Source organism: Brucella oryzae (assembly GCF_041929965.1).
GTDB classification, from domain to species: Bacteria; Pseudomonadota; Alphaproteobacteria; order Rhizobiales; family Rhizobiaceae; genus Brucella; species Brucella oryzae.
This window is the reverse complement of the sequence record NZ_JBHEEO010000002.1, coordinates 277189-299192: the sequence shown is the minus strand read 5'-3', so window position 1 is coordinate 299192 and position 22004 is coordinate 277189. Positions and strand designations below refer to the sequence as shown.

Below are 22004 nucleotides of genomic sequence, written 5' to 3'. Positions count from 1 at the left end.
AACATGATGGCTGCAAGCCGTTGGAAGCAAGCTTTGAAAACTGCTCTGGGTCTTGCCGTCATTCTTGCTGTTTCTCCCGCCATTGGGGCTCCGTCCAGGGCGCAGGTTGAAAGCCAGTATCGCAAATGGCTCGAAAAAGACCTTTGGCCGGAAGCGAAGGCCGCAGGCGTATCCCGCGCCGTGTTCGATCAGGCTTTTGCCGGTGTCTCGATCAACTGGAAGCTGCCCGACCTCGTCATTCCCGGCGAAAAGCCCTCGACACCAAAAGAGCAGAAACAGGCGGAATTCGGCGCGCCCGTCAAGTATTTCAATGCAAAGACTATTGCGTCGGTCACAAGCGGCGGCAAGGCGCGCTATGGCCAATACGCTAATCTCTTGAAACGCATCGAACAGAAATACGGTGTTCCGGGGCCGATCCTGCTTGCCGTATGGGGCCGCGAATCCGGCTTCGGTACGGTGAAGATTCCCTACAATGCCTATGAGGTTCTTGGCACCAAGGCGTTTATGGCGACGCGCAAGGACATGTTCCGCAAGGAACTGATTGCTGCGCTCGAAATTGCTTCCAAGGGTTATATCGACGAAGCCGCTATGAAAAGCTCATGGGCGGGCGCGCTCGGCCAGCCGCAATTCATGCCGACGTCCTATCTGAAAAACGCCGTCGATTTCGACGGTGACGGCAAGCGCGACATCTGGAACTCGGTGCCGGATACGCTCGCCTCCATCGCCAATTATCTGAAGCTGCATGGTTGGCAGAAGGGGCGTGACTGGGGCTTTGAAGTGAGCGTTCCGCAGAACGTATCCTGCTCGCTGGAAGGTCCGGATCAGGGCAAGACGATTGCCGAATGGGCAAAGCTCGGCATTACGCGGGTGAATGGCAAACCGTTTCCGGCCAATGAAATGAAAGGCGAGGGCTATCTGCTCATGCCAGCTGGCCGCTACGGTCCGGCTTTCATCGTGACGCCGAATTTCTACGTGCTCAAGGACTATAATATGAGCGATCTCTATGCGCTCTTTATCGGTCATGTGGGTGACCGTATCGCCTATGATGCGGGTGATTTCAGTCGTGCATGGGGCGATGTCGGCTCCATGTATCGCTCCGATATCGGCGCCATGCAGAAACGCATGCAGGCGCTGGGCTATGATGTCGGCAAGCCGGATGGTTTGCCGGGCTTCAAGACCCGTCGCTCCATCGGCCTGTGGCAGACGAAGAACGGCATGGCGCCGACCTGTTTTCCACAACCGGAATTGTTGCGTCAGATTCGCTGATCCGTGCCGCTCAACAAGTCAGCGAAAGCCCGTAGCGCTTTTGTCCTGTAGCGGTCATTGTGCTGCAGCATGAGAAACTGGCGTTGCGGGAGTGCAAAGTCCGCCTTCATGAGCGTTCCGGCGGCAAGATGCGGGGCGGCGACAAGTTCCGATATGGCCGTCACATAGTCACCCGAGCGCACTGCCGAACAGATGGCCTCGTTCGAGGGCAGTTCAAGCGCCACATGCAGTCGCGCCGGATTGTAGCCGGAAGCGCGCATGGCATCCTCGAAAACACTGCGGGTTCCAGACCCTTGTTCGCGTAAAATCCATTTTCCTTCGAAAAGTCGATCCCAGGTCAGTTTTCCACTTGAGCCCCAATCGTGATCGGGGCGCGCCACCAGAATAAGCTGGTCGCTGGCAACCTTGTTGATCGATAACGATGGCGACTGCACAGCGCCCTCCACTAGGCCGATATCGGCGACGCCTTCCTGTGTCGCCTCGGTAACGCTTTCGGTATTGCCGAGCGTCAGCCGCACATCGATCAGGGGAAAAGCGGCGTGAAAATGCGCCAGAAAGGGCGGCAGCCAATAGCTGGCGATGGTCTGGCTGGCATGAATGGCGAGGATGCCGCGTTTGCCGCCGCCGAGTTCCGACAACATTCGTTCGGCGGAACGTGCGCGTGCAAGTGCGGCGCGTGCCTCATCCAGAAACATGCGCCCGTCACCGGTCAGCTCGATCCGTCGCCCGATACGATTGAACAGTGTCGCGCCGTAGCGATCCTCCATGGTGCGGATGGCCGAACTGACAGCAGAAGGGGTCAGATGCAAGGCTTCGGAAGCGCGCGTTAGATGCTCGCGCTCGGCCACTTCAATGAAAATTCGCAGCTGTTCCAGTGTCATGTCGATAACCATTCGATTTTATCGAACGAAATATGCCATATAATGAAATGGATTGAATAGGCGAAATCGGGCATCTGATGAGAAAATAATTCTCATACGAGCATTTCCAGTAAAAGTGCGAAGCGGTTTTACGCGGGATAATGCGAATGGAAACAGCATTTCCAGTAAAAGTGCGGAGCGGTTTTACGCAGGACAATGCGAATGGAAACAGCATTTCCAGTAAAAGTGCGGAGCGGTTTTGCACAGGACAATGCGAAAAAAGCAAACAGACAGATTCGAAATGCCGACAATGACCTACTCCAAAATCCAGAACATCCTCCCAGGACTTGGCTTGAGCGTCGCCGTTGCAGTAGCGGCGCTCGGACTTGAAAGGATCGAGGAACATTATGCAGGGCGCGCCTGGCTTGAAGCACTGGTGATCGCCATTCTCCTCGGCACGGTCGTGCGGACATTTCTGCGTCCGGGCAAGCAGTTCAACAAGGGGATCGGCTTTTCCGCCAAGCTTCTTCTGGAGATTGCCGTCGTGCTGCTCGGCGCATCGATCAGCGCCAGTGCCGTTGTGGCCGCAGGTTCCGGGCTCATTTTCGGCATCGCAGGGGTGGTGGTGCTGGCAATTACGCTTAGCTACGGGATCGGACGCCTGTTGAAACTGCCGCATCGCATGGCCGTGCTGGTCGCCTGCGGCAATTCCATTTGCGGTAATTCCGCCATTGCCGCAACCGCACCGGTTATCGGTGCGGGGAGCGAAGACGTGGCGGCTTCCATCGCCTTCACCGCTATTCTCGGCGTCGTCGTCGTATTGCTTCTGCCGCTTCTGGTGCCGCTTCTGGGACTGTCGCACACGCAATATGGCGTGCTGGCGGGTCTGACCGTCTATGCAGTGCCGCAGGTTCTGGCGGCCACTGCGCCGGTCGCGACGATCAGTGTCCAGCTTGGCACGCTGGTGAAGCTCGTGCGCGTGCTGATGCTCGGACCGGTCATTCTCGCGCTGGCGCTTCTTGCCGGAAACAAGGACGCAAACGCCAAGCCTGGCTTCTTCCAGCTTGTGCCATGGTTCATCCTCGGCTTCCTTGGCATGATGGCGCTGCATTCGCTGCATCTGATACCGGAAACGATCCTGCCCGGCATTCAATATGCCTCGACCATCCTCACCATCATTTCGATGGCAGCCCTTGGCCTTGGCGTCGATATACGTTCGGTGGCATCGGCCGGGGGAAGGGTCACGCTGACTGCCGTGCTTTCGCTGGTCGCACTATGCGTCATCAGCTTGGGCTTGATTCAGCTGCTGTCTGTTGCATGACCGAATTCTGAATCTGGATCACGCAAAGACCGGGTTCCAAGATGGACCCGGTCTCTAGCTTAGTCAGCGAGTGGTGTTACTTTGTTTTCGTCGCGGCTTTTGCCGGTTGAGCAGGTGTCCCCGGTTTTATGTCTGGCGCCATGCTTGAATTGATCGTCACCATGCTCTGTGCCTTGATGAGGGTCATATTGGCTTCGTAATATTTACCGTCATCAAGTTGCGACAGTGCCTGATCGACGTACTTTCCTATGGCGGGCAGATTGGCTGAAGTTTCTGTTACCACGATATTGATGTCTGCCAGCTTGAGTTCTTCGATAGCTTCATTCTTGCGGCCATTTTTGAGATGCTCATTGGCTTTCTTGATGTGCTCGGTTTTCTCGGGCGTCAAAGTGTAGTCGTCAACAACGCCGACCTGCATATCGATGGGCAATGTACCTGATTGTACGGCCGTAATTTCGTCAGTTGTCGCTCCCGCCGCCTTCAATTTATCGATGAGAGCCGGGGTGCTTTTCTGTGCTTTATCGAGGTCGTCTTTGACTTTTTTGAGAATAGTTTTGGCTTCATCAGGAGTGCCTTGGAAAATTGCGAGCCTTGAGAAATTTATACCGCGCACCGCATTGAGCGCATCTTTGGATATCGCATCAAGCTTATTGATAGCTGCCAGTTGCGCAGATGAAGAGGATGATTTTGTGGGCGAGGAAGCAGGAGATGTTGTGTCGGCCTGCGCCGGCTTTGCTGCGGTTTCAGCAAAACTCGGTACCGTCAAAGATGCTGCGATCAACGAGGAAGAGACGAGCATCTTGGCAAGAAACATCTTTTGGCGAGAAGCGGGAAAAGAAGTAATGAAAAACATTCTAAAGCCCTTTCGATGAAACGTATCTTTGTTTATAGGGTGAGTAATTTTATATATTCATCTTTATATAAGTATTCACACTAAGTAGTAATATTAATTTATGGATTAATAAGATATTCAAGCTCCTCTTTTATGCAAGTTTATGTTGATCTTAAGGTTAATCTCATTCTTGACTATTTTGTGGCGGCGTCATCGTCTCAATTTTATTTTACTAAAAAGAAAAGCCCGCCGAGAGGCGGGCTTTTCCATGTTCATTTGAAGAAGGAAAGATCAGTTCTTTTCCTGCTTCTTCAGAGCGGCACCGAGGATGTCGCCGAGCGAAGCGCCGGAGTCGGACGAACCGTACTGAGCGACCGCTTCCTTTTCTTCGGCGATTTCGAGCGCCTTGATCGAGACCTGCAGCTTGCGGGTCTTCTTGTCGAAAGCGATGACGCGAGCGTCAACCTTCTGACCGACCGTGAAGCGTTCCGGGCGCTGTTCGTCGCGGTCACGAGACAGATCCGAGCGCTTGATGAAGCTGTCGAGGTCGTGATCGACCAGACGAACTTCAAGGCCGCCATCGGTTACTGCGGTGACTTCAACCGTTACAACGGCGTTCTTGCGCAGTTCGCCCGAAGCTGCTGCTTCACCGACCTTGTCGCCGGAAAGCTGCTTGATGCCGAGCGAGATGCGTTCCTTCTCGACGTCAACGTCGAGAACGACAGCCTTGACGACTTCACCCTTGTTGTATTCCTCAATGACCTGTTCGCCCGGACGGTTCCAGTCGAGGTCGGAGAGGTGAACCATGCCGTCAACGTCGCCGTCGAGGCCGATGAACAGGCCGAATTCGGTCTTGTTCTTGACTTCGCCTTCAACAACGGTACCGACAGGGTACTTCTGGGCAAAGGTCGTCCACGGATTGTCGAGGGTCTGCTTGAGGCCCAGCGAGATACGGCGCTTGACCGGATCAACTTCGAGCACAACGACTTCGACTTCCTGCGTGGTGGACAGAATTTTGCCCGGATGGACATTCTTCTTGGTCCACGACATTTCGGAAACGTGGATGAGGCCTTCGATACCCGGCTCGATTTCGACGAACGCACCATAGTCGGTGATGTTCGTGACGGTGCCGGTGATCTTTTTGCCGATCGGGTACTTTGCGCCGATGCCATCCCAAGGATCGCTCTCGAGCTGCTTCATGCCGAGCGAGATACGATGGGTTTCCTGGTTGATGCGGATGATCTGCACCTTGACCGTCTGGCCGATGGTGAGGATTTCCGACGGATGGTTGACGCGGCGCCATGCCATGTCGGTAACGTGCAGGAGACCGTCGATGCCGCCGAGATCGACGAACGCACCGTAATCGGTGATGTTCTTGACGACGCCTTCAACGACCTGACCTTCTTCAAGGTTCTGGACGATTTCCGAACGCTGTTCCGCACGGCTTTCTTCAAGAACGGTACGACGCGAGACAACGATGTTGCCGCGACGCTTGTCCATCTTGAGGATTTCGAACGGTTGCGGGACGTGCATGAGCGGGGTGACGTCGCGGATCGGACGGATGTCGACCTGCGAACGCGGCAGGAAGGCAACAGCGCCGTCGAGGTCGACGGTGAAACCACCCTTGACCTGATTGAAGATGACGCCATCGACGCGCTCGCCATTGGCGAACTTCTGCTCGAGCTTGACCCAGCTTTCTTCACGGCGTGCTTTTTCGCGCGACAGGACAGCTTCGCCCAGAGCGTTTTCGATGCGCTCGACGTAAACTTCCACTTCGTCGCCCGGCTTCAGCGTGCCGTCTTTGCCCTTTGCGCCGAATTCCTTCAGCGGCACGCGGCCTTCGACCTTCAGACCGGCGTCGATGATCGCCATGTCCTTTTCAATGGCTACGATGCGGCCCTTGACGACATAACCTTCAGCAAGGTCGTTCGTTGCAAAGGATTCCGCCAGCAGCGACTCGAAGTCTGCGAGGGTTGGATTGAATTCTGACATGAATACTCCTGGTGCATCCGGAAAATTCATCGGATACAGCGCCGGGGGTTAGTGTTGCGTTATGCCTGACCTCGGCCCCGTCTTTGCAGACAACCGGCGCGTGGAACGCGAAGTCAGACTTTTCAGTATGAGTGCAGCCTATATAGGTCCAAACTCACGATAATCCAGCTCTTCGAGGCATAACGAAGTCCGAAAAGTTTAAAAACTTGCCGGTTTCATCCCCGATGCTGCGCCAAAGCGTGATCGATCAGCTTTTTTGCGGCAAGAAATGCCGCTTCTATACTCATTTCGCTCGTATCAAGCAAGTGCGCGTCTTCAGCAGGCTTGAGCGGAGAATCGATGCGATTCGTGTCGCGTTCGTCGCGCTTCTTGAGGTCCGCGAGGATTTCAGCGAAATCCGCCTTCTCGCCGCGCGCCACGATCTCTTCATAGCGACGCTCGGCGCGTACTTCCGGCGATGCTGTGACGAAAAGCTTTATGGCCGCATCGGGACAGACGACAGTGCCGATATCGCGCCCGTCAAGCACGCTTGAGGGCAGGGCATTGGCGAAATTGCGCTGCGCTTCGACAAGCGCCCGTCGGACAGCAGGCATGACCGCAACCTTCGATGCCGCTTCGCCGATTGCATGAGCGGAAAGCACCGCCTTGTCCATCTCGCGCAGATCGAGATCGAGCGCGGCTTTTGCCGCCACCGCTTCGTCATCGAGCGGCAGTCCCTTGTCGAGAAGCGCCTTGGCGACGGCGCGATAGGTCAGCCCCGTATCCAGATGCGGCATGCCGAAGTGAATGGCGATGCGCCGGGCAAGGGTTCCCTTGCCCGAGGCAGCCGGTCCGTCAATCGCGACGATAAACGGCGTCATCGCGCGTCGCTCAGCTCGATCTTCGCGCCCAGTCCCGGCATCATGTCCATGAATTCGGGGAAGGACGTGGCGATCATGGTGCTGTCGTCGACCGTCACCGGCTTTTCCGATGCAAGGCCCATGACGAGGAAGCTCATCGCGATGCGGTGATCGAGATGGGTTGCGACCGTGCCGCCGCCGAGCCCCTTGCCGTCGGGACGACCGCGGACCGTCAGCGACATCTCGCCTTCGGTGCAATCGACGCCATTGGCTTCAAGGCCGCGCGCGACGGCTGCGAGACGGTCCGATTCCTTGACGCGCAGTTCGTCGAGCCCGTCCATCACCGTTTCGCCCTCCGCAAAGGAAGCGGCAATCGCCAGAACCGGATATTCATCGATCATCGACGGTGCGCGTTCCGGCGGGACGACAACACCCTTGAGCCTCGAGGCTCTGACGCGCAGATCGGCGACATCCTCGCCGCCGGCTAGGCGCTCATTGAATACTTCGATATCGGCGCCCATTTCCTGCAGCGTCATGACCAGGCCGGTACGGGTCGGGTTCATCAGCACGTTGCGGATGGTGACGTCGGAACCTTCGACCAGAAGGGCGGCCACGAGCGGAAAGGCGGTCGAGGACGGATCACCCGGCACGTCGATGGTCTGGCCGGTAAGCTTGCCCTGGCCGGTGATGCGGATATGGCGCACGCCATCCTTGTCGGTTTCAACCGAAAGATCGGCGCCAAAGCCCTGCAGCATCTTTTCCGTATGGTCGCGGGTCATGACCGGCTCGATGACGGTGGTGACGCCCGGCGTGTTGAGACCGGCGAGCAGCACGGCGGATTTCACCTGCGCGGACGCCATCGGCACGCGATAGGTGATCGGATTGGCCGTTCGTGGGCCGATCAGCGTCAGCGGCATGCGGTCGCCTTCGGCTGCTTCCACCTGAACGCCCATTTCGCGCAGCGGGTTCAGCACGCGGCCCATAGGGCGTGAGGTCAGCGAAGCATCGCCGATAAAGGACGTCTTCATGTCATAGGTGCCGACGAGGCCCATGGTCAGGCGCGCGCCGGTTCCGGCATTGCCGAAATCGAGCGCTGCTTCGGGCTGCAACAGGCAACCATTGCCGACGCCATTGATGATCCAGACATCGCCATCCTTGCGGATTTTCGCGCCCATGGCCTGCATGGCGCGACCGGTATTGATGACGTCTTCGCCTTCCAGAAGGCCGGTGATGCGGGTCTCGCCCGATGCGAGACCGCCGAACATGAAGGAGCGGTGCGAGATGGACTTGTCGCCCGGAATGCGGATTTCGCCCGTGAGTGCCTCCGAGCGGCGGGCGGTTGCTGGTTTCGGGGATGCAGAATGGGACATGGATTTTTCGCAGTCACATTTTTGGCGCAGACATGCGCCGGGATTGAGAGATAAGCGGGGCTTCACTAGCATAGGATAAAGCCGGGGTCATCCGCGAATACGCGGTGCAGGCGACACCCATAACCAAGAGGCGGAAGCAAGAGTCTGCGTATCCTCTTGCGTTTAGCTTTGACAAACGCGCCAAATTACGTTTATGCACCGGACAACAATATAAACGCGCTCAAGACTTGTCCCTTGCCATAACAGCATGGTGATGGGCTATATGCTTCAAGGCAGGCATTCCGGCGCGATTTTATGAATTTGTGTCCCCGTATAAATTAACGAGGCTAGACGTGGCAAAAGCTGAACTTGGTACCAAGCGTATCGACCCGGAAACGGGCAAGAAATTTTACGATCTCAATCGCGATCCGATCGTTTCGCCTTACACCGGCATTTCCTATCCGCGTTCCTATTTCGACGCCACGCTTGAAAGCCGTGTTGCCGAAGAGGAAACCGAAGAGGAAGAACTGGATACGGCACTCGAAAAGCCGGAATTCGTCTCGCTTGAGGATGCCGACGACGAAACCAAAGGCGGGAGCGACGATCTGCCGGATATGGATGACGACGATGTCGATCTCGGCGATGACGATGACGACACCTTCCTTGAAGAAGAGGAAGACGAGGACGACGACATGTCGGGCATTCTCGGCGGCGGCGTCGGCGGTGAAGACGAAGAAGGCTGATCTGTTACGCAGATCAAGACCTGATGTTTTGCGAGGCGACCTTCGGGTCGCCTCGTTGCGTTTTGAGCGCATCCACATGAGAGCTCTACGGGACGTTCAGTGCGATATGTGAATTATTTTTGGCAGATGTGAAAAGAGTTGCGATTTAGCTCTTGATCTTCTGACCAACGCCATTTAATAAGCCGCCACACCGGGCAGCAAGTCTTGCCTGGCCCACCTCGAAAGAGGTCTGATGGGGCCATAGCTCAGCTGGGAGAGCGCCTGCATGGCATGCAGGAGGTCAGCGGTTCGATCCCGCTTGGCTCCACCAATATTTTCCTAAGAAGCCAAGGCACAAATCAGTATCGGTCCGCACAATAGCTGTCGTTGGACAAAGCTTGTTCGTGCGCTATGTCGTTTTCCATGACGGAAATGATCTTGGCGACATTCGACTGGGTTCCCAAAATGCCACGCGGCTTCGTCCGCGATCTTCGCGTGCGCTGGGCGCTGGAAGAAACCGGACTCCCCTATCGCGTCGAAGGCGTTCCGTTCAAAGATCGCGGGCCTGAACATTTCACCCATCAGCCCTTCGGGCAGGTGCCATGGCTGATCGACGGCGATATGTCGGTCTTTGAAAGCGGCGCCATCCTGCTTCATATCGCGGAGAAGAGCGACGCGCTCCTGCCAAGCGATGCGAGGGCACGCAACGAGGTCATACAATGGCTGTTTGCGGCGTTGAATTCGGTCGAAATGGCTGCACTGCCGCTCGCTCTCTATAAATTCACCGGTGATGAAGAACAGACACCGGGACGTCAGCTCATGGACAGCTTTCTGGCCGGTCGGTTGGGGCATATGGAGCAGGCATTGTCAGGCCGTGAATGGCTGACGGAGCAATTTTCGATTGCCGATATTCTGATGGCCGACGTTTTGCGTCTGGTCGATCATTTTGACGGTCTGGCACAGCATCCGGCCTGCCGGGCCTATGTCGAGCGCGCCACAGCGCGGCCAGCATTCCAGAAAGCCTATACTGACCAGATGGAACATTTCGCTGCTGCGGACTAAAGCAGTATCGAAATTCTCGTATCCGGTAGATCTCACGCCGAAGTTGCGCTCGACAACTCCCTTAAAATTGGTAAATAGAATTTTAAGGAAGTAATTTATCAGCGCTATTTTGAATGAACAGACTGCCTGATTTCGACGGATTACGATTTTTATTATGTGTAGGAATCGCCGTTTTTCATTTTTCTTTCCGCATCCCGGTAAAAAACGAGATGTTGAATGATTTTATATTAACGTTTGCTTATTTTACCGATGTCTTTTTTATTATCTCTGGATTGTTTCTGGCAAGACGACGAAACTATCTCTGGAACTGGCCCCGTTATGTGGCTTTTGTCGGAAAGCGCTTGGCACGAATTTACCCGCTGCACCTGGTGGCTTTCTCTTGTTTTGCGCTCCTGTCAGCCCTGACTGTAGCGGGACTCCTGCATCCTCTGGTCGCTCCCAGCACAAGTTGGCGTGACGGGCTGGCACAGTTGCTGCTGGTGCATAATTGGGGGTTGGGGCGCACCGCCTCCTACAATTATGTCAGTTGGTCGCTGAGTGCCCTCTTTGCTATGTATCTGGCTTTTCCGCTGTTCGACATCTTGTGCCGCCGTTTCGGGAGTTGGGTTCTTGTCGGCGTAATCGTCGCTACCATCGGCGGTGAATATCTGGCACAAAAGCTTGGTGTATTGTCGCTCACCCGCATTCAAATATCCAGTGTGGGTGTTTTCCGGGTACTGCCATCCTTTCTCTTCGGCATGTGGCTTGCAAGGCGAACACATCCTGTGATGCCGGTCGCGGCAATCAGAATATTGCTTGCCGCCTGCCTGATCGTCTTTCTGTCCTATCACCCCGGAAACGGCCCGGGTGAACCCAATACGCTCGAAGGTCCCTGGCGGCTGGCATTCGTTTATGCTGGCATCTATGTGTTCTATATCGCGTCCAGCCAGGGCATCTATACGCCGCTGCAATGTCGTGCGCTGGCAAAACTCTCCCGTTACAGCTTTGGTATCTTCATTCTTCATCCCCTGGTCGGGATGATGTTTTTCAGAATAGTCCCTGAGCGATGGAGCGAGACGACGACGGGCGCGGTCCTGATCATGAGCGGAGCTGCCCTTGCCAGTGTATTGACGGCGATTGCCGCATACCACCTGTTCGAGAATCCCGTTCAACGCTGGCTGGTGAAGAAAATTGACGCATGGATCGGCAGACCCGAAGGTTCAAGCAAGTTTTTCGGGCGCGCGAGAGGCGGCTCGCCTGAAGCGGTTCCGGTTAAAACGGAATTGTAGAACCGCCCCATTTTCCGACAGGCAAATATCTTCACCGGATCACTCAGGCCGTGCGTGTCGTACCGCTATCCTGCCGCATGAGGTAGAGCGATGCAGCGACGATCAGGGCAGCTCCCGGCCAGAAATTGATGCTTGGCGTGGCAGCAAATACGATCCAGCCGAAAATCACATTGATCGGTAGTCTCAGATCATCGAAAGGCTGCAGATAGACCGCATCCGCTACCGAATAGGCGGCTGTCTGGAAATATTGCGCGAGAGCCGTGAAAGCGCCGATGACGATCAATATGGACCAGACGTCGACGGACGGCGCACTGATCGCGGACATACCCAGCCCGGATGCCAGCCAGAGTGCCGCGTTGATAGGCGTGAGAAGCACCAGCATATAGGCTGAAATGCTGGCAGGTTTTTCGAAACGGGTCAGATATTTGGTCAACACTGAATAGCCGGCCCACAGAGCGGCTGCCAGAATCGGCAGGAGCGAATAGACCGTATAGGAATCCGACCAGGGCGCGATGATGATCAGCGCTCCGACAAATCCCGTGAACGTGGTCACGAGACGTGTTGGCGTGACCTTTTCCTGCAGGAACAGTCGCGCGCACAGGATGACGAAGAAGGGCGACGTCATGGATAGAGCAACCACCTGCCAGATCGGCACATGGGTCAGCGCATAAATCCAGACCTGTACGCCAGCCGCTGCCAGCGCGACGCGAACGACGTGAAGGCCCAAATGTCTGGTGCGCAAGGCCTTCGTGCCGTCGCGAACAAGCAGGGGCAGGGTTAGCACCAGAGCGATTATGTATTGCCAGAAGGCGATGATGACGGATGGAATGCCGGTGCGTGTTCCCGCCCATTGTGTGGCGACATTGACGGCCGCATAGGCTGAACAGGCGGCGACCATCAGCGCTGCTCCGCGCACGGTCGGTTTCAAAGTTGGGGCAGAGGCAAGTTGGCTCAACGGTTTCTTCCTTCGGAGCATTTTGCAGCCAAATGGAAACATTTGGCGTCGCATAAATGCGGCAAAACAAATGGACAGAGCGTTCCGCTTCAGGCAGAACATGCTCTGGCAAGCCTGTTACTTCAGGGCACGGGAAGAAAAACAGCAGGATGACGACGGCAAGCCGTCTGGCACATGCATGGTTCCAACCTCGTTCTCTCTCATCCGGACTATGACCGTCGGCTTCGGAATCGCACCGAATCTGCTGACCCTGACACGTTTGCCGTGACAGGCGCTCGCGGGCTTCGGGTGTTTGACCCGTTACCGCCGGTGGGGAGTTTCGCCCCGCCCTGAGAACTGGATATGACTTTTGCGCCAGAGGACATCAGCATGAACTGCGGCGCGGGCTGTAGTTAGGTTACGCTTTCCCATAAAGCAAGATGCAGGCTAGGTTGCGTTTGCCAGCCCGGCAATGACAATTAGAACATTTCCAGCAAAAGTGCGAAGCGTCTACGCGGGGAAATCAATCCACTGGACTGATTTCTATTCCCGTTTCGATGCGCAGGATAATGCGACGAAACAAATATTCGATCGGTTCCAGTGGCTCCGTTTGGGCCGGACCGCTCGAGGTGCAGGCAACACAAGGGCCGGCCTTTGATATGCTCTTGATAGCCATACCATGGGAAAACCATGGACGTATCGGAAACACTCTTTTAGAAACTCGTGACAGAGTTGATCGGGAGAATGTCTGGCTCCGTACGGTTCTGGGAGGAATGATGACTACCAACGCAATCCCAACGCAGTTTTCGCACGACCATCCGCTGTGGCAGCCGGATGCGGGGCGCATTGCCGCCAGCAATCTGGAACAGTTCCGCATTCGCGCAGAACAGCGCACGGGCCTGAGCCTGCCGGATTATGCGGCGCTGCATCGCTGGTCGGTGGAAGATCGCGCGGGCTTCTGGACGCTCATCTGGGATTTCTGCGAGGTCATTGGCGAGCGCGGTGCAACCGCCCTTATCGACAAGGGACACATGCGCGAGGCGAAATTCTTCCCCGAAGCGCGGCTCAATTTCGCGGAAAACCTTCTGCGCCAGCAGGGCCATGACGACGCCATCGTTTTTCGCGGCGAGGACAAGGTCGAGCGCCGCCTGAGCTGGAACGATCTTCACGCGCTGGTCTCGAAACTGCAGCAATTCATGCTGTCGGAAGGTGTTGAACCCGGCGACCGTATCGCGGGCATGATGCCCAATATGCCGGAAGCGGTTGCGCTGATGCTGGCTGCCAGCTCCATCGGTGCTGTCTGGTCGTCATGCTCACCGGATTTCGGCGTACAGGGCGTGCTCGACCGCTTCGGCCAGATTGAGCCGAAGCTTTTCTTCGCCTGCGACGGCTATTGGTACAATGGCAAGCGCATCGACGTGGCCGACAAGGTAGCGCAGGTCACGGCAAAGCTGCCGGGATTGCGGCGGTCGGTCATCGTCAGCTATCTGGGCGAAGCGGAAGCCGTCGCAAATAAGGCCGAGAAGGGCGTTGCGCTCGATGAAGCGCTGAGCGCCTTTGCCGCGAAGCCCGTCGAATTCACGCGCCTGCCCTTCGATCATCCGATCTATATCCTGTTTTCCTCCGGCACGACCGGCATTCCAAAATGCATCGTCCATCGCGCCGGTGGGGTGCTGTTGCAGCATCTGAAAGAACAGCGTCTCCATGCAGATATCCGCGAGGGCGACAAATTCTTCTATTTCACCACCTGCGGCTGGATGATGTGGAACTGGCTGGCTTCGGGCATCGGTTCCGGAGCCACCTTGCTGCTTTATGATGGCTCGCCCTTCTATCCCGATGGCAATGTGCTGTTCGATTATGCCGCCGCCGAAGGCATGACCTATTTCGGCACATCGGCAAAATTCATCGATGCCGTGCTGAAGGCTGGTCTGAAGCCCGCAGAGACACACGATCTTTCGGCACTGCGCACCGTTTCGTCCACCGGCTCGCCCCTGTCGCCGGAAGGTTTTGCCTTTGTTTATGACGCCATCAAGCCGGATGTGCACCTTGCGTCCATTTCGGGTGGAACGGATATCGTGTCCTGCTTCGTGCTGGGCGTGCCGACGGAACCCGTGTGGCAAGGGGAAATTCAGGGCGCTGGCCTTGGCGTGGCTGTGGATGTCTGGAACGATGATGGCAAGCCGGTGCGGGGCGAAAAGGGCGAACTGGTCTGCACAAAGGCGTTTCCTTCCATGCCGCTGGAATTCTGGAATGACGCGCAAGGCGAAAAATATCAGGCCGCCTATTTCGAGCGCTTCGATAATATCTGGTGCCATGGCGATTTTGCCGAATGGACCGAGCATGATGGCATCGTCATTCATGGCCGTTCCGACGCGACGCTGAACCCCGGTGGCGTGCGCATCGGTACGGCGGAAATCTACAATCAGGTCGAGCAGATGCCAGAGATCGCCGAGGCGCTCTGCATCGGTCAGGATTGGGACAAGGACGTGCGGGTTGTGCTGTTCGTGCGCCTTGCCGAAGGCGTGACACTGGATGACGATCTGAAGGCGCGCATCAAGACCAAGATTCGCACCGGCGCCACGCCGCGCCATGTCCCGGCGAAGATCATCGCCGTCCGCGATATTCCGCGCACCAAGTCGGGCAAGATCGTGGAACTGGCCGTGCGCGATATCGTGCATGGGCGCGACGTGAAGAACCGTGAGGCGCTGGCCAATCCGGAAGCGCTGGAGCTTTATCGCGACATAGCAGAGCTTCAGGAGGACTGATTGGTTGCCGGATAAAGAGCGCAATAAAATTTCGTTATCCGGTAATAAATAGCCACAGAACGCCGCGCAAAGCCATTGCCTATTTGAAATTCACGGGACACCCTGCCTTCCACATAAGCCATCTTGCAAAGGATGGTCGCCGGGCAGAACTTGTGGAGGACGAGTATGTTTGCTTTGGGCCAAAATGGGGGCATGAATTTCGGTCTTGGCGAGGAGATCGAAGCCCTTCGCGATACGGTGCGCCGTTTCGCAGAAAGCCGCATTGCGCCGCTGGCCGCTGAAACCGACCGCAACAATGCATTTCCCATGCATCTGTGGCGTGAACTGGGTGAGCTTGGCGTGCTTGGCATCACCGCGCCGGAAGACTATGGCGGCGCGGGCATGGGCTATCTTGCCCATTGCGTGGCCATGGAAGAAATCAGCCGCGCTTCCGCCTCCATTGGCCTCAGCTACGGCGCGCATTCCAATCTCTGCGTCAACCAGATCAAGCGGAACGGTTCGCCAGAACAGCGCGCGAAATATCTGCCGAAACTTATTTCCGGCGAGCATGTCGGCGCGCTCGCCATGTCCGAGCCGGGGGCGGGTTCCGACGTCGTTTCGATGAAGCTTCATGCCGAGAAGCGCGGTGATCGCTATATTCTCAACGGCAACAAGATGTGGATCACCAACGGCCCGGATGCTGATGTGCTGGTGGTCTATGCCAAGACCGATCCGGCTGCGGGATCGCGCGGGATCAGCGCCTTCATCGTTGAAAAAGGTTTCAAGGGATTCTCCACCGCGCAGAAGCTCGACAAGCTCGGCATGCGCGGCTCCAACACCTGCGAACTGGTATTCGAGGATTGCGAAGTGCCAGCCGAAAACCTGCTCGGGATCGAGGGCAAGGGCGTCAATGTGCTGATGTCCGGCCTCGATTATGAGCGTGTGGTGCTGGCGGGCGGGCCGCTCGGCATCATGGCGGCGTGCCTCGATGTCGTGGTGCCTTATGTGCATGAGCGCAAGCAGTTCGACCAGCCGATAGGCGAGTTCCAGTTGATGCAGGGCAAGCTTGCCGACATGTATGTGATCTTCAACGCTTCGCGCGCCTACACCTATGCGGTGGCAGCGGCCTGCGACCGGGGCGAGACGTCGCGCAAGGATGCGGCGGGCTGCATTCTTTATACGGCTGAAAATGCCACGCAGATGGCCTTGCAGGCGATACAGGCGCTGGGCGGCAACGGCTATATCAACGATTACCCGACGGGCCGTCTTTTGCGCGATGCCAAGCTTTATGAAATCGGCGCGGGCACCTCGGAAATCCGGCGCATGCTGATCGGACGGGAACTCTTTCAGGAGACCCGTTGATGGCGGTCCTGAAATCGGAAATCTCGACGCGCAGCGCCAGCTTCGAGGCCAACCGCAAGGCGATGCTGGCGGCAATCGATGTGGTGGCGGAAGCCGCGCGCCTTGCCATTGACGGCGGCGGTGAGAAGGCGCGCGAGCGTCACGTCGCACGCGGAAAACTTCTGCCGCGGGAGCGCGTGGCGCAATTGCTCGATCCGGGTTCCCCTTTTCTCGAAGTGGGGCTGACGGCAGCGCATGGCATGTATGGCGGCGCGGCTCCGTCCGGCGGCATCATCACCGGCATCGGGCGTGTGTCGGGCCGCGACTGCATGATCGTCTGCAACGATGCGACAGTGAAGGGCGGCACCTATTATCCGGTGACGGTGAAAAAGCACCTGCGCGCGCAGGAAATCGCGGGCGAAAATCGCCTGCCCTGCATCTATCTGGTCGATTCCGGCGGCGCGAACCTGCCCAATCAGGATGAGGTTTTCCCGGACCGCGACCATTTCGGGCGCATCTTCTACAATCAGGCGCAGATGTCGGCGGCGGGCATTCCGCAGGTCGCCGTGGTCATGGGATCGTGTACGGCAGGCGGCGCTTATGTGCCTGCCATGAGCGACGAAACGGTGATCGTGCGGGGCCAGGGTACGATCTTTCTGGCGGGTCCCCCTTTGGTCAAGGCCGCAACCGGCGAAGTGGTCACGGCGGAAGATCTCGGCGGCGGCGACGTGCATACAAGGCTGTCCGGCGTGGCCGATCATCTGGCCAATGACGATGCCCATGCCTTGCAGATTGCGCGCGCCATTGCCGCCAACCTCAACAGCGAGAAGCGCTCATTCATTCCGAAGGGCGATGGTGCTGCTCCGCTCTACGATCCGGAAGAACTGCTCGGCGTGGTCTCCGCCGATACGCGCATTCCCTATGATGTGCGAGAAGTGATTGCGCGGCTGGTCGACGGCTCGGATTTTGACGAGTTCAAGGCGCGTTACGGCGCCACGCTGGTTTGCGGCTTTGCCAGCATCTACGGCATGCCGGTCGGCATCATTGCCAATAACGGCGTGCTGTTTTCAGAAGCAGCGCTGAAGGGCGCGCATTTCATCGAGCTTTGCTGCCAGCGTAATATTCCGCTGGTGTTTTTGCAGAACATCACCGGCTTCATGGTGGGTCGTAAATATGAGGCCGAAGGCATTGCCAAGCACGGCGCCAAGCTGGTGACGGCGGTGGCAACCGCCAATGTCCCGAAGATCACCATGCTGATTGGCGCATCCTATGGCGCGGGCAATTATGGCATGGCAGGTCGGGCCTATTCGCCGCGCTTCCTGTGGACCTGGCCAAACAGCCGTATTGCAGTGATGGGTGGTGAACAGGCGGCGGGCGTGCTGGCAACAGTCAAGCGCGACGGGATCGAACGCACCGGCGGAACATGGTCGGCGGAAGAGGAAGCGGAGTTCAAGCGCCCGACGCTGGAAATGTTCGAGCGCCAGAGCCACCCGCTCTATGCCTCGGCGCGGCTTTGGGATGACGGTATCGTCGATCCGCGCAAGAGCCGCGAAGTGCTTGGCCTGTCGCTTTCCGCCACGCTGAACGCGCCGGTCGAGCCGACGCGCTTTGGTTTATTCCGGATGTAAGGAAGCAATCAGATGTTCAAAAAGATACTGATTGCCAATCGCGGAGAAATTGCCTGCCGGGTCATCCGCACGGCGCGCAAGCTTGGCATCGTCACTGTCGCGATCTATTCCGATGCCGACGCCCAAGCGCTGCATGTGGAGATGGCCGACGAGGCGGTGCGCGTCGGCCCTGCCATTTCTGCGCAAAGCTATCTGAATGTCGGTGCGATCATAGAGGCTGCGAAGGAAACCGGCGCAGAGGCTATCCATCCGGGCTATGGGTTTCTCTCCGAAAATGCACGTTTCGTGGACGCGGTTGAAGCCGCCGGGCTTGTCTTCATCGGCCCATCGGCCAAAGCCATTCGCGCCATGGGGCTGAAGGATGCCGCCAAGGCGCTGATGGAAAAGGCAGGCGTGCCTGTCGTGCCGGGCTATCACGGCGACAATCAGGATGCAGCTTTCCTTAAAAGCGAGGCCGACCGGATCACCTATCCGGTACTCATCAAGGCGCGCGCGGGCGGCGGCGGCAAGGGCATGCGCCGTGTCGATAGCGCCGCCGATTTTGCAGCCGCACTGGACAGTGCGCGGCGCGAGGCGGAGGCTTCGTTCAGCGATGGCGCGGTGCTGGTCGAAAAATATATGGCGAAGCCGCGCCATATCGAGGTGCAGGTCTTTGGCGACAGTCACGGCAATGCCGTGCATCTTTTCGAGCGCGATTGCTCGCTGCAACGCCGCCATCAAAAGGTGATCGAGGAAGCGCCTGCGCCCGGCATGACGCCGGAAATGCGCGCGGCGATGGGTGAAGCGGCTGTCAAGGCGGCACTCGCCATTGGCTATTCCGGCGCGGGCACGGTGGAGTTCATCGCCGATGTGTCGGAGGGCCTCAGATCCGACCGCTTCTTCTTCATGGAAATGAATACACGGCTACAGGTGGAGCATCCGGTGACGGAAGCGATCACCGGCCTCGATCTGGTCGAATGGCAATTGCGCGTTGCCTCTGGCGATCCGCTTCCGAAACGACAGGACGAACTTTCCATAAACGGCTGGGCGTTCGAGGCGCGGCTTTATGCGGAAGACCCGGCGCGGGATTTTTTGCCCGCGACCGGCAAGCTTGCTCTGTTCGCGCCGCCTGAAAATGCCCGTGTCGATTCCGGTGTGCGAACCGGTGACACGATCACGCCGTTCTACGATCCGATGATCGCCAAGATCATCGCCCATGGCGCAACGCGCGATGAGGCACTGAACCGGCTTGATGCGAGCCTGAACAAGACCCGGATTGCGGGCCTCGTCACCAATCGCCAGTTTCTGTCGGCGCTTTGCAACCTCGAAGCTTTCCGTACCGGTGATGTCGATACCGGCCTGATCGCACGCGAGACGGCGACACTGTTCGCCGATAAGCAGCCTTCGGATATCGCATTTGCGCTCGCCGCGCTTGGTGCGCTCGATCTCCTGGATGCGCCACAAAACGGAGCCCCACAAGGCGACCCATGGTCGAGCCTGCGCGGGTTCCGGCTTTGGGGCGAGGCATCGCGCTCGATTCTGATCGATCATCACGGCGAGCGTCGATCAACCCACTTCACGATCAACGATCAGCGGCATTTCGGCTTTGCTTTCGGCACTATCGAAATCCGTGAGCACAAGAACGGTCTCGTCCGTTTTGCCATCGATGGCCGCGTGTCGGAAGCGTCCGTGATGCGCATCGGGCATGATGTGACGGTGCAACTTTATGGCCGCGACACCATATTCCATCATGTGCAGGCGATCGGTGCGGAGGAGGATGCGTCCAGCGAAAGCCGCATCCTGTCGCCGATGCCGGGACTGGTGCGGCTGGTTTCCGTGGTAGAAGGTGCGCGTGTCGCCAAGGGCGACCCGCTGGTGACGATGGAAGCCATGAAGATGGAACTGTCACTGACCGCGCCGCGCGACGGCAAGGTCGCGTCCGTAACAGTCGCGGCGGGCGATCAGGTCAATGAAGGCGCAATGCTCGTCGAATTGGAGGAAGAACATGGCTGAACACGTGGAAATCGTTGAAATGGCTGCGCGTGATGGCCTGCAAAACGAAAAGCGTTTTGTGCCGACAGCCGACAAGATCGCATTGATCGACCGCCTGTCGGGCTGCGGCTATGCCCGCATCGAGGCGACGAGTTTCGTCAGCCCCAAATGGGTGCCGCAGCTGGCCGACGCCGCGCAAGTCATGGCCGGAATCCGCCGCGCCGATGGTGTGCGTTATTCGGTCCTCGTGCCCAATATGAAGGGCTATGAAGCTGCTGCCGCTGCAAATGTCGATGAAATCGCGGTTTTCATTTCCGCCTCGGAAGGGTTTTCGAAAGCCAATATCAATTGCTCAATCGCCGAAAGTATCGAGCGGCTGTCTCCCGTCATCGGCGCTGCCATCAATGACGGTCTTGCCATTCGCGGCTATGTGAGCTGCGTGGTCGAATGCCCCTATGACGGGCCGGTGGCCCCGCAAGCGGTAGCCGATGTGACTGAACAACTCTTCTCGCTCGGCTGTCACGAAGTAAGCCTCGGCGATACGATCGGGCGCGGCACGCCGGACAAGGTTGCAGCCATGCTCGATGCGGTGCTGGCCATTGCGCCCGCGCACAGCCTTGCCGGCCATTATCACGACACGGGAGGGCGTGCGCTCGACAATATCCGCGTTAGTCTCGAAAAAGGCTTGCGGGTGTTCGATGCTTCGGTCGGCGGGCTCGGCGGCTGTCCATTCGCACCGGGCGCCAAAGGCAATGTCGATACGGTTTCCGTTGTCGAAATGCTGCATGGATTGGGTTTTGAAACCGGCCTTGATCTGGACAAGCTAAAGTCGGCGGCCTTGTTCGCCCAGGCTCTTCGTCAGGATAAGGCCGCATGAACGACTTCAAGACGATCCGAATTTCCATTGATGAGCGCGGCGTGGCCACGCTGACGCTCAACCGGCCCGAACAGCACAATGCATTGTCTGGCCGGATGATCGATGAACTGACGACGGCAGCGCTGCATCTGGCGGACAATGAAGCCGTGCGCCTCGTGGTCCTGACCGGCGCAGGCACGAGCTTTTGCGCGGGCGGCGACCTTGGCTGGATGCGCGAACAGGTGAATGCCACCCGCACCCGGCGCATTGAGGAGGCGCGAAAACTCGCCCTCATGCTGAAAGCGTTGCGCGATCTGCCGAAACCACTGATCGGGCGCATCAACGGGCAGGCCTATGGCGGTGGCGTCGGCCTCATCAGCGTCTGCGATGCGGCGATCGGCGTTTCCGGCGCGCGCTTCGGCCTGACGGAAACGAAGCTCGGCCTGATACCGGCCACCATCAGCCCTTACGTGGTAGCGCGCATCGGGCAGGCGAATGCACTGCGCATGTTTACCTCTGCCAGATTGTTCGACGCGCAGGAGGCACTGCGCATCGGCCTCCTGCATGAGGTGGTAGAGGCTGAAAGGCTCGATGCGGCGGTGGAAGCTGAGATCAAACCCTATTTTTCCACCGCGCCCGCCGCAGTCGCCGCTTCCAAGCGGCTGGTCCATGCGCTGGGCGCGCCGATAGACGAGCTGGTGATCGACATGACGCTCACCCGCCTTGCCGACACATGGGAGACACCGGAGGCCGCGGAGGGAATCGCGGCCTTTTTTGCGAAGAAATCACCGTCATGGAAAGGAGGAGACTAAGAGTCTGAATCAAAAAGCGGCAGGCCGAGGCGAAAATGGTGATTTTCGAGTACCGGAGCGGAGTGTACTGAACGTACATGAGCACCGGAACGCAGAAAAGCGCCATTTGCAGACCGGCATGGCGACTTTTGGAACAGACTCTCTGACTTTGGGAGGAGCCGATTTTCGTTGTAGTTGCGGGTACTTGACGCTTGCAATCGAAAGCCG

17 protein-coding genes, 1 tRNA gene and 1 riboswitch are annotated in these 22004 nt (G+C 57.7%); of the genes, 12 read left to right on the top strand and 6 right to left on the bottom strand.

The window, feature by feature from the left end:
• Nucleotides 1–6: 6 nt before the first annotated feature.
• Nucleotides 7–1266: a lytic murein transglycosylase gene (locus tag JNC70_RS03225; RefSeq protein WP_104756605.1), complete on the top strand. Its 1260-nt coding sequence runs from the start codon at nt 7–9 to the stop codon at nt 1264–1266.
• On the opposite strand, the gene JNC70_RS03220 is transcribed toward JNC70_RS03225, so the two are convergent.
• A complete protein-coding gene (locus tag JNC70_RS03220; protein ID WP_104756604.1) occupies nt 1254–2147 on the bottom strand; it encodes a LysR family transcriptional regulator in 894 nt (297 codons plus the stop codon). The genes JNC70_RS03225 and JNC70_RS03220 overlap by 13 nt on opposite strands.
• Before the next feature lie 280 nt (nt 2148–2427).
• Between JNC70_RS03220 and JNC70_RS03215 the strand changes: the two genes are divergently transcribed.
• Nucleotides 2428–3447 carry a YeiH family protein gene (locus JNC70_RS03215; protein ID WP_208623475.1) on the top strand — a complete coding sequence of 340 codons (1020 nt, stop codon included), beginning with the start codon at nt 2428–2430 and terminating at the stop codon, nt 3445–3447.
• Between the two features lie 76 nt (nt 3448–3523).
• On the opposite strand, the gene JNC70_RS03210 is transcribed toward JNC70_RS03215, so the two are convergent.
• The 4 genes from JNC70_RS03210 to aroA form a co-directional block, all read right to left on the bottom strand.
• Nucleotides 3524–4300 (bottom strand): YfdX family protein, encoded by a 777-nt coding sequence (locus tag JNC70_RS03210; RefSeq protein WP_245414781.1) that lies wholly within the window; start codon nt 4298–4300, stop codon nt 3524–3526.
• A gap of 270 nt (nt 4301–4570) precedes the next feature.
• Nucleotides 4571–6271, bottom strand: coding sequence for a 30S ribosomal protein S1 (rpsA, locus tag JNC70_RS03205; protein WP_104756601.1), 1701 nt, complete (start codon nt 6269–6271; stop codon nt 4571–4573).
• Nucleotides 6272–6486: 215 nt separating this feature from the next.
• Nucleotides 6487–7131 (bottom strand): (d)CMP kinase, encoded by a 645-nt coding sequence (cmk, locus tag JNC70_RS03200; RefSeq protein WP_104756600.1) that lies wholly within the window; start codon nt 7129–7131, stop codon nt 6487–6489.
• Complete coding sequence (gene aroA, locus JNC70_RS03195; RefSeq protein ID WP_104756599.1) at nt 7128–8480, bottom strand: 3-phosphoshikimate 1-carboxyvinyltransferase; 1353 nt, start codon at nt 8478–8480, stop codon at nt 7128–7130. The genes cmk and aroA overlap by 4 nt, the downstream gene beginning before the upstream one ends.
• Nucleotides 8481–8812: 332 nt before the next feature.
• Here aroA and JNC70_RS03190 point away from each other — a divergent pair, with 332 nt between their 5' ends.
• From JNC70_RS03190 to JNC70_RS03175, 4 genes are all read left to right on the top strand, one after another.
• On the top strand, nt 8813–9202 hold the full coding sequence (locus JNC70_RS03190) for a TIGR02300 family protein (RefSeq protein ID WP_104756598.1): 390 nt from the start codon (nt 8813–8815) through the stop codon (nt 9200–9202).
• Nucleotides 9203–9436: 234 nt separating this feature from the next.
• Nucleotides 9437–9512: transfer RNA gene (locus JNC70_RS03185), tRNA-Ala, on the top strand.
• Nucleotides 9513–9604: 92 nt separating this feature from the next.
• Nucleotides 9605–10243, top strand: a complete 639-nt coding sequence (locus JNC70_RS03180; RefSeq protein WP_104756649.1) for a glutathione S-transferase family protein — start codon at nt 9605–9607, stop codon at nt 10241–10243.
• Nucleotides 10244–10356: 113 nt separating this feature from the next.
• Complete coding sequence (locus tag JNC70_RS03175; RefSeq protein WP_104756597.1) at nt 10357–11511, top strand: acyltransferase family protein; 1155 nt, start codon at nt 10357–10359, stop codon at nt 11509–11511.
• A 43-nt stretch (nt 11512–11554) separates the two neighbouring features.
• On the opposite strand, the gene JNC70_RS03170 is transcribed toward JNC70_RS03175, so the two are convergent.
• Nucleotides 11555–12466 carry a DMT family transporter gene (locus tag JNC70_RS03170; protein WP_280952369.1) on the bottom strand — a complete coding sequence of 304 codons (912 nt, stop codon included), beginning with the start codon at nt 12464–12466 and terminating at the stop codon, nt 11555–11557.
• 188 nt (nt 12467–12654) lie between these two features.
• A riboswitch (FMN riboswitch) is annotated at nt 12655–12807 on the bottom strand.
• A gap of 414 nt (nt 12808–13221) precedes the next feature.
• On the opposite strand from JNC70_RS03170, the gene JNC70_RS03165 reads away from it, so the two are divergent.
• The 6 genes from JNC70_RS03165 to JNC70_RS03140 all read left to right on the top strand — a co-directional run bounded on the left by JNC70_RS03165 (nt 13222) and on the right by JNC70_RS03140 (nt 21797).
• Nucleotides 13222–15210 carry an acetoacetate--CoA ligase gene (locus JNC70_RS03165; protein WP_104756647.1) on the top strand — a complete coding sequence of 663 codons (1989 nt, stop codon included), beginning with the start codon at nt 13222–13224 and terminating at the stop codon, nt 15208–15210.
• 192 nt (nt 15211–15402) lie between these two features.
• Complete coding sequence (locus tag JNC70_RS03160; RefSeq protein ID WP_483416433.1) at nt 15403–16551, top strand: isovaleryl-CoA dehydrogenase; 1149 nt, start codon at nt 15403–15405, stop codon at nt 16549–16551.
• The gene (locus JNC70_RS03155; RefSeq protein WP_104756594.1) at nt 16551–18158 is read left to right on the top strand and encodes a carboxyl transferase domain-containing protein; all 1608 of its coding nucleotides are present in this window, start codon (nt 16551–16553) and stop codon (nt 18156–18158) included. The genes JNC70_RS03160 and JNC70_RS03155 overlap by 1 nt, the downstream gene beginning before the upstream one ends.
• A gap of 12 nt (nt 18159–18170) precedes the next feature.
• Entirely contained in the window at nt 18171–20150 is a 1980-nt protein-coding gene (locus JNC70_RS03150) for an acetyl/propionyl/methylcrotonyl-CoA carboxylase subunit alpha (protein WP_104756593.1), read from the top strand.
• The gene (locus JNC70_RS03145) at nt 20143–21006 is read left to right on the top strand and encodes a hydroxymethylglutaryl-CoA lyase (protein WP_104756592.1); all 864 of its coding nucleotides are present in this window, start codon (nt 20143–20145) and stop codon (nt 21004–21006) included. The genes JNC70_RS03150 and JNC70_RS03145 overlap by 8 nt, the downstream gene beginning before the upstream one ends.
• Nucleotides 21003–21797 carry a crotonase/enoyl-CoA hydratase family protein gene (locus JNC70_RS03140; RefSeq protein WP_104756591.1) on the top strand — a complete coding sequence of 265 codons (795 nt, stop codon included), beginning with the start codon at nt 21003–21005 and terminating at the stop codon, nt 21795–21797. Before JNC70_RS03145 ends, JNC70_RS03140 begins: the two co-directional genes overlap by 4 nt.
• Nucleotides 21798–22004 lie beyond the last annotated feature (207 nt).